Genomic DNA, 11,900 nt, shown 5'->3' with positions numbered 1-11,900 from the left:
TATATTTTTCCTAAAAAATCAATAAATTTTTTACAAAATTAGAAAAAATAATTTAACTAAAAAAATTATATCAAACATTAACAATAATTAACATGGATGATAAAAATCATTAAAATATTCTGACTATTTACCCTTTGTTTTTACGGAATCTGTTTTTACAGCAGATGAAACAGTGCTTTGTTTTTTACTTTTTTTATTTCGTTTAAACAATGAATTGAAGCTTTTGCTCCATACAATACCACCACCATATGCTTGATTTGCAGATCCGTTGGTACCTGTAGTTCCTGCTCCCATTCCTATATTGGTAGGTTTAGAATATCCTCTGAGAATTAAAGTCCCGTCATTTTTTTTAGAAATATCATATTCTACAGATCCTTCTCCGGAGAGATAATTATTCGTGTCAGTTCCCGCTCCTTCTGTTTTCGTAAGCGGTATACCGAGACCGGTTTTTACTTTTATTCTCGGAGAAAGTGCAAAACTGAGACCTGCATTAGCTCGGTCTCCCGTATTCGAATACTGATCTCCTTTTACGTAATTGAGATCAATCTGAAATTCGTTACTCATCGTATTAAGGACAGATCCCAACTGTTTTAGCAGCATGTTATATCCTGAAGATTCTGCCACGCCTACCGCATCAATATCTACTCCTCCCGTATTGGAAACATTAAAGCTGTTTAACAATAAAATAGAACCGAACTGCAATACATTTTCTCCTTCCGTCTGATTGATTTTTGCGGCCAACGTTTCTTTAACCTGGCTGGAAACGTCCAAAGCAGTCACATTTAACGCAATATCGGGATCGTTTAAGGTATTGGTAATATTGGCCTGTAGTAAAATACTGATCGGCTGAAGCTGCCCCATATTGAGGTATTCTCCTGCATTAGAAACCATTCTTACATAATTGGCGGTAATATCCAAAGCAGGTTTCATGGCATTACCATCCCAGCGGATACTGCTCTCTTTCTGAATCTGGAAGGTTTTATTCAAAATGGCTTTAGACACAAAAGTTCCACTTTCTACCATATAAGTGCCATTCATCGCAATATTTCCCTGTCTGCTCATCTGGAATCTGAGGTCATCCGCAATTCCTTTCACTGTAATATTTCCCACATCATCTCCTACCAAAACATTTACGGTAGTTCCTTTATCGACATCCAGGCTGAAATCAATATTCATATTGGCTCCGGATTTCTTTTTCTCTTCTAAGGTAACAAGACCGTTTTTCCCTTCTTTTAAAAACCTCAGCATTTTAAATTCTTCCACATTTGAAGTAGAGCTTGAGTTAAAGGTGAATGTACTCCCATTCAATGCTTTCATATTTGGGGTTGACAAATTCAGCGCAGAAACCGGCCCGTCGACGTATAAATCGCCCTGTCCATATACTCTCCCCCAAAATAAATCGTAATCTTTCTGGGTGGTGCTCAACATCAGTAAATTATCTGCTCTCATCACGAGGTTGACACCCATTGAAGATAACGTTTCAAACTGGATCGCCCCGGAAATGGTTCCTTTAGAATTGGTTCGTCCGTCATGAACTCCGATATTGTTCAGGATCGCCAAACCTTTAGTTAAAGGGATTACCGTATCATCAAAAGAATAATCAACCCCCGTAAACAGAAGCTTTAAACCAAATTCTTTCAGTGCAATATCTCCGCTGTAATCAAGATTCTTCAGGGTTCCGTTGATCTTGAGATCACCGGTTGCTTTTCCTCTCAGGTTTCCGAAAATCGTCTGTACAAATTGTTGTGTAAAAGCGAGATCAAAATCCCTTAATTCGGTAATCAGATCAATCGTAGGTGAAGACGTATTATTGTTGACAGTACCTGTTAAATGAAGATTATTATTACCAATTACGCCTGCTGAAGTTACTTTGACATCCACATCATACACATTGAGCGAATATCCGTTGACGGCAGAAACGGTAAGGTCGCCCATATCATTTCCATTCATCATAATATCATCAACCGTTAAATCGATCAGGGGCTGCAGTGTACTTTTATCCATTTTAATTTTCACGCTTCCGTTGGCAAGGCCTTTTATATCCATGGGATTTCCTCCGGCCTGCATTTCCAGAAGCTTTTCAACGGCAAAATCTTTCACTTCTGCGTCTACGTAAAAGTCTTTTGCAGATTTAAAAGTAGATTCATTAATCAGTAATGAGCTCTGGTCTGAATAAATCCTCAGATTTTTAATTTCAAAATCCTGGGTTTTTTTTCTGTAGCTTATATAATGATCCAATTCCGGTGATGTGTCAATGGCCCATTTTACATTATTAAAGCTCACTTCCGTAGGTTCAAACCTGAAAACATAATCTCCTGCAGGATTGGTAGACTGATTAAAATTGATAGCGTAAGTCTTCAGATTATCATCCAGCTCATCCTCCGGACTGCCATGTTTAAAATTGGTCGCGATGCGAAGTAACGTATTGTTTTCGTTTTTACCCGTGAGCGTAAAATCTTTCAGTATATTCTTGTTATATTCAATTCTTTTAACCTTCGCATACAGCTGCTGATCGAGATTTGCCGTATTAATTCTCACCATGACGCTATCGACCAATGCACTGTCTCTGGTAATATTTTCCCTTTCGTTTACTTTATACTCAGGGTTGGCTTTTGCCAAAGCAATATCGGCATCAGAAATCTCCTCCTTTTTGGTCATTACATATTTCAGGGCAGCGGCATCAAGATTTAAAATCAGGTTATTTGAATTTCCATCATATTCTCCGTTAACAGATGCTCCCTGAGGAATTTTGAGATCCGGCATAAAATAGCTTACCAATCCCTGCTGAACATTAAAATTCATGGTAAAATTCTGTCCGCGGTATAATTTTCTGGGCGGTGGTCCCACTAAAATTTTTCCTAATCCGTTCTCTACCATTCCTGCGAGATCCGCAAGGTTATATTTCCCGGAAATCTTACCATCAACGGCGCCCGGAGCAATCACATCAATCACCCGGTTTCCTCCTTCTATAAAGGTTTTCACCTTTGCATTAGGAATTAAATACCGTTGTGTAGCCGTTGCAAAATTGATATTATTCGCTTCAACATCCAGATTTAAATCATTAAGGGTAGTCATCGACATTTTTCCGTTAACCTGGCCGCTTACGATCTGATTGCCTGGTTTATCTGCAAAATAATTCATATTCAGGTACCTTACATCCGCCTTTACATCGGCAGAAATTCTTGAAGTACTGAAATCAATAAGTCCTTTTACGGTTGCTTTTGCCTGCTCATCGTTTACGGTGATTAACCCGTTGTATTTCCGGTGATCCAATAATCCGTCGAGATATAGATTATTGATTTCCTTATTCATAATTTCAATGCTTGAAATCTGAGATTTTGTACTCAGACGCATGGTTTTGACATCAAAGCTCTGTCCGTTCAGATTAAATTTTCCTGAAATGAGTCCTACTGCTTTATTTTTAGTAATGACGAATGTATTTAAGTCTTTAACTTCTGCATATCCTGCATATTTTGGCAAAGGCGAACTGTAATCTGTCAGTGAAAAATTAGAAATTTTTGCCTGCCCTATTCCGGTCATCAGGTTTCCGGAAGCGATATAGACTTGTTTCGGATTTACTTTTGCAGTTCCGTTGTATTTCAGTTTCCCAAAATCATCTGCGAAAGTTTTCATCTTAGTAGCAATGAAAGAAGGCATCATGGCTTTTAAATCTTTATAGGTGAAATCTGCGGAAAGATTGTTGGTTTCTATCAGAAAATTGCCTTTCAGTAAATTGGTCACCATCATTTTTTTGGCGGCAATATTTACTGACGGATTTCGGATCAGAAAATTATCCAGCGTAAATTTGTTCAGTGGGCCATCCATTTTTCCTGAGACATTAAAAGGAATAAAATTATCCCATCTGGTTACAAAATAACTGATGTCATAGCCGCTCAGCTGACTTCCCTGAATAAGATTCATATCCCATCTTACTTTATCTGCAAAATCTGCCCATGAACCTTTGTTAAGATTAAATTTGATATCTCCCTGCAGAAGAGAATGATCTGTATTGAGGGTGAGATCTCTTAGAAACAGGAAATCCTGCGTCATGGAGAGCTCTGTAGAAAAAGTTTCTACAAAATGTGATTTTCCCCATCTTTTTGTGGTAAATGTAAAATTATTGATCTGAGCTGAAATATTAATCCCGTTTACTTTTACTTTTGGTGCTCTTAAATTTACATTGGTGGCGGTAAGCCATTTTCCGGGTTCGCCCGGTGAATTCTGATTAACAATAGAAACTTTAGAATCTATAATATCCAATCTTGAATTGAGCTGGAAAGGCGGTTTTGAAGGATCTTTTTTCTTGCCGCTGTCAAACAGTTTTGTAAAACGGATAAAATTTGAAATGCTGTCGCCTTTGTAGGTAATGACTTTTATATCGGCATTTTTAAGCGTTAAAGCATTAAAGCTTAGGGAATTGTTCTTTCCAACATTGGTTGCAAGAGAAAACCAGTCAGAATTCGCAATAAATTCCCGGGCTTTAATAAATTCCAGGCCTTTATAATCTTTTATTCGTAATCCTTTTATAGTCACATCGCCAAAAAAATCAACTTCTACACTTTCGGTAGTCATTTCAGCTTTAAAATCTCTGTTGACGATTTGTAATGCCTGATCTGCAGCCCATCTTTTGGTCACCGGAAGATTGATGGCAATAAAAACCAAAATTACAATAGAAAGAACAGTCCAAAATAAGACCAGTAAAAGCCTTGCCCACCAAGAATAACTTGTCACATCTTTTGCAGCCTGTTTTCCGAATTCCTGTGCGGTATCTATTGGATGTTTTATGGCATCAGAAGCAAGTGCGGAAGCTTCTTTCACAGTCTCCTGAACATTACCAACAGTCTTCTGCACCTGATCACCCAGGTTTTCTGCTACCGATTTTTTATGCTCATTTTCGTTATTATTCTCTAACTTTGCCATTACTATGAGTGACTCTATAATTTTAGGTATCGAATCGTCCTGCGATGATACTTCAGCAGCCATTATCAAAGGAAATTCTATTCTTTCCAACATCGCCGCAAACCAGGAGATCCATAAAGAATACGGAGGGGTGGTTCCTGAACTGGCTTCACGGGCGCATCAGCAAAATATCATTCCTGTCGTTGAAAAGTCTTTGCTTAAAGCAAATATACAACAAAATGCCATCTCAGCCATAGGATTTACCCGTGGTCCCGGACTTTTGGGTTCTCTTCTTGTAGGAACGTCTTTCGCTAAGTCTTTCGCTATGAGTTTAAACGTTCCTTTAATAGAAGTCAATCATCTTCAGGCGCACATTTTGGCGCACTTCATCGACGATGCAAATCCTGTGCCGCCAAAATTTCCGTTTCTATGTCTTACAGTGAGTGGCGGTCATACCATGATCGTCTTGGTAAAAGATTATTTTGAAATGGAAATTATCGGGAAAACCATGGATGACGCAGCTGGAGAAGCATTTGATAAAATTGGAAAAATTTTCGACCTGGATTATCCTGCAGGACCGATCATCGACCGTTTAGCAAAAGTAGGTAATCCTGATGCTTTCACATTTAATAAACCCAGACTGGAAAATTATGATTATTCTTTCAGCGGGATAAAAACTTCGGTATTGTATTTCATTCAGAAAGAAATAAAGAAAAATCCTGATTTTATCAAGGAAAATATGAATGATCTCTGTGCTTCGGTACAAAAATGTATTATTGAGATTTTAATGAATAAACTGGAGAAGGCGGCAAACGATTTGAGTATCAAAGAAGTAGCCATTGCAGGCGGAGTTTCTGCCAATTCTGCGTTAAGACAAGCCATGCAGGACAACCACACAAAACTGGGATGGAATATTTATATCCCGAAATTTGAATATACTACGGATAATGCAGCAATGATCGCTATGGTGGCCCAGCTCAAATTTGAACGGGGAGAGTTTACGGATTTACGGACCACCGCAACCTCAAAATACGATTTATAAATTAAGACTTTAAAAATAAACATCTACAGATGAAAGTATTATTAGAAGAAAAAATACTGGGAACGCAATCTAAAAAGAACTCAAAATACTATTGGGTATTGGAAACCGTTACCGAAAAAAATGAAGCAGAAGAAAAATCTGAAGATGAAGATTATTTGATGATCAGCTCAGAAACAGGATATATTCAAAATGTAAAGGAAGAGGTCATTGATAAAATCAATTCAGAAAATGTCTTTAGTTTTACTTACGAGCCCAAAGAAGGAGATTATTTATCTATTAAAAATAATTTAAGAAAAAATGAATACCTGAATTTGATTTTTATGAATGATAAATGGATTGAAGAGATTTACGCTTGTTCTTACAGAGATTGTGACGGTGATATCTATGCCACAATAAAAACCGGGGTTGCTTTCTTGAGCGATAATGAGATTGCGTTTCAATAATCATATAATATAATTTCAGGCCTATTTTAAATAACTGACTATGAAACTATTTTTTGGAGAAATAGCTGACGGAAAAGCCATTATTAACGACGAAGAGCAGCAACACATCGTAAAAGTGCTTCGTATGAAAGACGGTGAGGAAATTTATGTAACTGACGGAAAAGGGAATTTAGCTTCCGGAACATTAATGATTGAAGGCAAAAAAGCCGGAATTAAGATTTTGGGAATTAAAAATAATACTCCGGAATTCAATCCAAAACTTCATATTGCGATTGCACCTACAAAAAATATTGACCGTATTGAATTTTTTGTTGAAAAAGCGGTGGAAATGGGAATTTATGAGATCACCATTCTTCAAACTGAAAAAACAGAACGCAAAAATTTGAATATTGATAAGATCAGAAAACAGGCGGTCGCGGCATCAAAGCAAAGCCTGAGATTTCATTTTCCGGTCATTAATGATGTAATGAAATTATCTGATTTCCTGAAAAATATGGATCCCGAGAATACTTTCGTGGCACACTGCAACGAAAATTTAGAACGAATTCATCTTAATGAAATCCCGACATTTGAAAACTATACTTTTCTGATTGGCCCGGAAGGAGATTTTTCGGATAAAGAAATTCTGTTTTTAGCCGAAAAAGGGATCAAAGCGGTTTCACTAGGGAACCAAAGACTGAGAACGGAAACCGCGGGAGTTTTTGTAGCAGCCTGGAATTATAATAGGATGATTTAGTCATTACTCTTTTTCACTCTTCCTTTTATGGGCCAAGTTATCCCGATATGACCTGTATTGACGGGCAAACTTTCAGCTTTTGCCAATCTGAAATTGTATCCGATATAAAATTTGCCTCCCCAACCGCCAATCCCGAAATACGGCATTATTCTTGGCACAAATTGTTCAAAATTCGTTTGCAGCTGCAATTCGGTACCAAACATAAACCCTGCTCCTACATTTATCCCAATTTTGGGGGCGACAAAGAAATCATATTTATTACTCAGACTGAAATCACTTCCTGCATAATACACTTTTGATCCGCCATGCGGGCCGCCGTATTTGAAAACTTTTGCATATGCTAATTCTAAAGTATGCATTTGGCCGGATTTCCAGGTTTCTGTATGGTCTTTTGCATCACCAGAAAAATGATACCCTACCAGAAATGCGGGATAAATAATCATTTTTCTATTTTCTCTCTTATAGGATATCGAATCGACTTTTAATTGTGAAAAAAAGCATCCTGAAAAAAATAAAAATAAGAGAGGCAGTAATCTCGTCATGATGATTTAAAATTTTAATGATACCTTTTAAAAAGTAAAATTATTATCTATTAAATACTTTCCTAAAATCTGCTCACCGCTTCTCATCGAATTCACCGCCCAGCGAATCTTCATTTTCAGTAATTTTTCTTCATTGAGTTTATAGTCAATATCCGATTTTATCAGTTTTTGTTTTAATTCATACATACAGATGGAAGCCGCAACCGAAACATTAAAGCTTCTCGTAAAACCATACATCGGGATCGCCAAGGTTTCATCCGCAAAATCAAGAATTTCCTGAGAAACACCTTCCAGTTCTGTTCCAAAAACCAAAGCAATAGACTCATTAATCGTATAATCCGGCAACATGACGGCATTATTTTCTAATGAAACAGCCACTATTTTATACCCTTTATTTTTAATTTTCTGCAGAGATTCCATATTTCGGGGCAGTTTTTCCACCTCAACCCAGGTATCTGCACCTTTTGTCACTTTTAGATTGGGTTCAAAATTATTTTCCTCCTGCAGCGCCACCACTTTGTGGAATCCGCAGGCTTCTACCGAACGAACGATGGCCGCAGCGTTTCTGAACTGATACACATCTTCCAAAACCGGCAATACAAAATCTGAACTTTCCGGGGCAAAATGCTCAATTTTTCTTAATCTTTCTTCCGTTAAAAACTGCTTTAGATATTCGTAGGTTTTTGCTAAATCTTCCATCTATTTTCAAATCTTTGCAAATTAACGTAATTTTGAAATTCTGAACCTGATGCGGGTTCAAAAATATTTGAAAGTACATGAAAAGAAAAGTCCTGCTTATCTACACCGGTGGAACCATCGGTATGGAAAAAGATTATGAAAGCGGAAGTCTGCGCGCTTTTGATTTCGGAAATATTTTTGAAAAGATGCCCGAAATGAAATTGATGGAATGCGAAGTTTTTGTACATCCTTTTGCCAAACCGCTCGACTCTTCCGATATGGGACCTGAAGAGTGGAAAATCATTACCAATTATATTTTTGACAATTATGATCATTTTGACGGATTCCTGATTCTTCACGGTACCGACACCATGTCTTATACGGCTTCCGCATTAAGCTTTATGCTAAAAGGTCTGAAAAAACCCGTGATTTTAACAGGCTCTCAACTGCCGATCGGAGATTTGCGTACAGATGCCAAAGAAAACCTTCTTACGAGCCTGTATTATGCGAGTCTGTATGAAAATGAGGAAGCGGTTATACAGGAAGTGGCGATTTATTTTGAATATAAATTGCTGCGCGGAAACCGTACTTTAAAGTATTCTGCAGAATTTTTTGATGCATATTCCAGTCCGAACTACCCTATTTTGGGGCAATCTGGTGTGCATCTAAATATTGTGAAAGACAATTTATACCGGGATCGTTCTGAAACGGAATTCCATATTGACAATTATATCTCCGAAGATGTTCTGTTCTGGAGAATTTTCCCCGGGATGAAAATGAATCATTTTAAAGAAATCCCGAAAATGAAAGTTTTGATTTTACAGGTTTTCGGTTCGGGAACTATATTCAGCAGCGAAAAAACACTTGAAATATTACAGGAAATCAGAAATAACGGAACGGAGATCGTAGTGGTAAGCCAATGTATTTCCGGCGGAATATCATTTGGAAAGTATGAAAACAGCAATGTTTTTGCTAAGATTGGCGCCATAAGCGGTAAAGATATGACGGCCGAAAGTGCAATTACCAAGGCGATGCATCTGATTGACAATCCCAATTATACAGGAAGCTTCGCAGAAAATTTTTCCAGAAGCATGTGCGGAGAAATTACGGAATAATTGAAATTAATCATTTGTGAATTCAATAAAAATAGCCTATTTTTGCAGTCTTCAAAATAGAGAGGTGTCCGAGTGGTTGAAGGAGCTACCCTGGAAAGGTAGTATGCGGGTAACTGTATCGAGGGTTCGAATCCCTTCCTCTCTGCAAAATCCCTATAAACAAATTGTTAATGGGGATTTTTAATATGAGGTTTCCCAAATAATTCTGCATCGTTTTGTGCAATGTCCCCTTCTTTCTCCTATTATTCCCGATGGATCTGCAAAGTTAAAAGATCATTTCAAGTACAGGTATATGAAGAGTAGGTAATTTCTGCTAACGGGTCTACACTTAGCCAGAAACTGCGTTTAGGATTCTATAAACGAAAGATATTCCTATTGTTAATCTGTTAGACATTAGTTTACAAATCGGTAACATTGGGGCTTTTATAATTAATAATGCCCAAGATTACTTTTGATTTATTTCTTACTTGATTCCAAATGTCATTATTCAAATCATCAATATTGTACAATTCGTATTCATCAATCTTCTCTAAAATTTTATCAAGTTCTAAAAACATTATTTTAATATTTTCATTATAAGAATCTCGCAAAAATTTAGCATCTTCATACTCTAGTAAAATTTCATCAACATTGAAATATTTATTACCAAATAAATTTCTTAAATATTTCCTTTGATCATCAGAACTTGATGAAAGCAATTCGAGTGAATCGATTAAGTTATTTTTTTTTGTCATATTATTACTACATCCTTTTATAGGAGCGGATTTCCGTAATGATCTATCACTATCCAATAAAGACTTTCTCTCCTTTCTGATAGATTAGAATCCGAGTTATCTTATTTGTCGACCAGATTACTTTCCATTTTCCATAACTCCCTCTTCTCCTTTATTATTTCCTTTGCCTAATTTAGTTTCATGGCAATAAACTATAATAAAATTATTTTCATTTCCTTTTACAATAAAATGTAATTGTTGGGCCATAATCGTTTTTATTAAAGTCTATAACAAATTCTTTTACAGGAAATTTATACTTCAAATAAAATTCCCAAGATAATTTTATTTGACTTGCAATTTCTAAAAAAATAGCTTCATCAATTACTTCATTAAAATGACCGAATAAATCATAAATATGAAGATGATTAATAACTTTTTCTACCTCTTGTATGTCGCCATTTAGTTTATTAAACCATACATTATATAATTCATCTGATATTTTTTCTTTCAGAAAAAAACCTTTCTCATGTGCTATAATATCAGGAAAATATATATACTTTCCTATTAAATATATATCTTCAGGATTAATATTACTACTTATATAATCATAAGGATTGTCTTGTTCTTGTCCTGTATAAATTTTCCAATCTTTTAATATTTTTAATTCCATATTATAATTTATTTAGGCATTTGTAATTTCAGCAAAAATATTACCTTACTTAATCCTTTTCTTCAGTAAATTAAAATACATTATTCCTTTTTATCAAGTAGTTTCAAGAATTTGAAAATTTACCCCAATTTCACTTATTTTTTCAATAAACTTCTGAGCTAAAAATGTATCTTCAATATTTAAAATAACTTCTTCTTCATTTAAAATAGCATCCACATTAGATTTTGCATCTTTCAAAGAAATTCTAAGCATATTAATTTGTAATTTTGTAAGAGTTACTTTTTCAAACCCGGTTTTCCAGTCTTGTAATATTATTTTCATTATTATTTCACTTTTGAGTTCTATTAATAACTTTTAATCATAATTTGTCTCCATCATTTTAAAAGCTAATTACAATCGATATAAAACTATAACTAAAGAATTAATAAATCAGGAAATAAATACTTATTCGCTTCTTTATCATACTGGACATTAATTGGTGGTATATCCATATTATTACTTTTGAAAAACCATTCTCTGAACATATAATACATCCCTTCAGGTTGATAATCACAAATATTATATTCTAATTTTTCAATTACAAAAGTAGTAGGGAAAGATTTTAGATATGGAATTATACTTTTAGCTCCTGCTTTTAAATATTCTAAAGATATAGCATCTATAGTCTTACAGTTTAAACTTATAAATACTGACGAATTAATTTCATAAGTATCTTTTGACTTTACGTCAACACCAATCAATTCTTTTATTTCATAAAATATAGAAATCCCCCAACTGCTTTTTAATATTGTAAATCTATTCATCATTGTTTACTTATTGCTTAGATTTATATAATAAGCAATATAATTAAATTTGTAAGTTATTTGGAAAAACAATTTTAATTAAAGGAACAATAAAGTTTAAATTACTTCAAATATTGTAAAATGAAATATATTCTACAAGTAATGACTAGTAATTATTATTTATTTGACAATATTTCGATAACGTACCAATTTACAGATATTAATAAATTATTTTTTTCATCAGTTATAAAGTATTCCATTCCATAGCATTCTTCAATCA

11 protein-coding genes and 1 tRNA gene are annotated in these 11,900 nt (G+C 35.1%); 5 read left to right on the top strand and 7 right to left on the bottom strand.

Annotated features, from left to right (window positions below; genetic code table 11):
- Positions 1-123 precede the first annotated feature (123 nt).
- Positions 124-4,920: a translocation/assembly module TamB domain-containing protein gene (locus N0B16_RS00880; RefSeq protein WP_262988834.1), complete on the bottom strand. Its 4,797-nt coding sequence runs from the start codon at positions 4,918-4,920 to the stop codon at positions 124-126.
- 4 nt (positions 4,921-4,924) lie between these two features.
- Between N0B16_RS00880 and tsaD the strand changes: the two genes are divergently transcribed.
- From tsaD to N0B16_RS00865, 3 genes are read left to right on the top strand one after another with little or no spacing between them, the layout of a single operon-like run.
- A complete protein-coding gene (tsaD, locus tag N0B16_RS00875; RefSeq protein ID WP_262988833.1) occupies positions 4,925-5,941 on the top strand; it encodes a tRNA (adenosine(37)-N6)-threonylcarbamoyltransferase complex transferase subunit TsaD in 1,017 nt (338 codons plus the stop codon).
- Positions 5,942-5,970: 29 nt separating this feature from the next.
- On the top strand, positions 5,971-6,384 hold the full coding sequence (locus tag N0B16_RS00870) for a hypothetical protein (RefSeq protein WP_262988832.1): 414 nt from the start codon (positions 5,971-5,973) through the stop codon (positions 6,382-6,384).
- Positions 6,385-6,424: 40 nt separating this feature from the next.
- Positions 6,425-7,120, top strand: coding sequence for an RsmE family RNA methyltransferase (locus N0B16_RS00865; RefSeq protein WP_262988831.1), 696 nt, complete (start codon positions 6,425-6,427; stop codon positions 7,118-7,120).
- On the opposite strand, the gene N0B16_RS00860 is transcribed toward N0B16_RS00865, so the two are convergent.
- Positions 7,117-7,563 (bottom strand): hypothetical protein, encoded by a 447-nt coding sequence (locus tag N0B16_RS00860; protein ID WP_262988830.1) that lies wholly within the window; start codon positions 7,561-7,563, stop codon positions 7,117-7,119. The genes N0B16_RS00865 and N0B16_RS00860 overlap by 4 nt on opposite strands.
- 126 nt (positions 7,564-7,689) lie before the next feature.
- Entirely contained in the window at positions 7,690-8,361 is a 672-nt protein-coding gene (locus N0B16_RS00855; protein WP_262988829.1) for a TrmH family RNA methyltransferase, read from the bottom strand.
- Between the two features lie 77 nt (positions 8,362-8,438).
- Here N0B16_RS00855 and N0B16_RS00850 point away from each other — a divergent pair, with 77 nt between their 5' ends.
- The gene (locus N0B16_RS00850) at positions 8,439-9,455 is read left to right on the top strand and encodes an asparaginase (RefSeq protein ID WP_262988828.1); all 1,017 of its coding nucleotides are present in this window, start codon (positions 8,439-8,441) and stop codon (positions 9,453-9,455) included.
- 58 nt (positions 9,456-9,513) lie between these two features.
- Positions 9,514-9,600, top strand: a tRNA-Ser gene (locus N0B16_RS00845).
- 253 nt (positions 9,601-9,853) lie between these two features.
- Here N0B16_RS00845 and N0B16_RS00840 read toward each other — a convergent pair.
- The 4 genes from N0B16_RS00840 to N0B16_RS00825 form a co-directional block, all read right to left on the bottom strand.
- Complete coding sequence (locus tag N0B16_RS00840) at positions 9,854-10,189, bottom strand: hypothetical protein (protein ID WP_262988827.1); 336 nt, start codon at positions 10,187-10,189, stop codon at positions 9,854-9,856.
- Between the two features lie 208 nt (positions 10,190-10,397).
- Positions 10,398-10,838, bottom strand: coding sequence for a hypothetical protein (locus tag N0B16_RS00835; protein ID WP_262988826.1), 441 nt, complete (start codon positions 10,836-10,838; stop codon positions 10,398-10,400).
- Between the two features lie 93 nt (positions 10,839-10,931).
- Positions 10,932-11,159, bottom strand: coding sequence for a hypothetical protein (locus tag N0B16_RS00830; protein WP_262988825.1), 228 nt, complete (start codon positions 11,157-11,159; stop codon positions 10,932-10,934).
- Between the two features lie 92 nt (positions 11,160-11,251).
- Positions 11,252-11,644, bottom strand: a complete 393-nt coding sequence (locus tag N0B16_RS00825; RefSeq protein WP_262988824.1) for a hypothetical protein — start codon at positions 11,642-11,644, stop codon at positions 11,252-11,254.
- Positions 11,645-11,900 lie beyond the last annotated feature (256 nt).

Source organism: Chryseobacterium gilvum (genome assembly GCF_025628965.1).
GTDB lineage: Bacteria > Bacteroidota > Bacteroidia > Flavobacteriales > Weeksellaceae > Chryseobacterium > Chryseobacterium gilvum.
The sequence above is the reverse complement of the archived record's forward strand: the minus strand, read 5'-3'. Positions and strand labels throughout refer to the sequence as shown.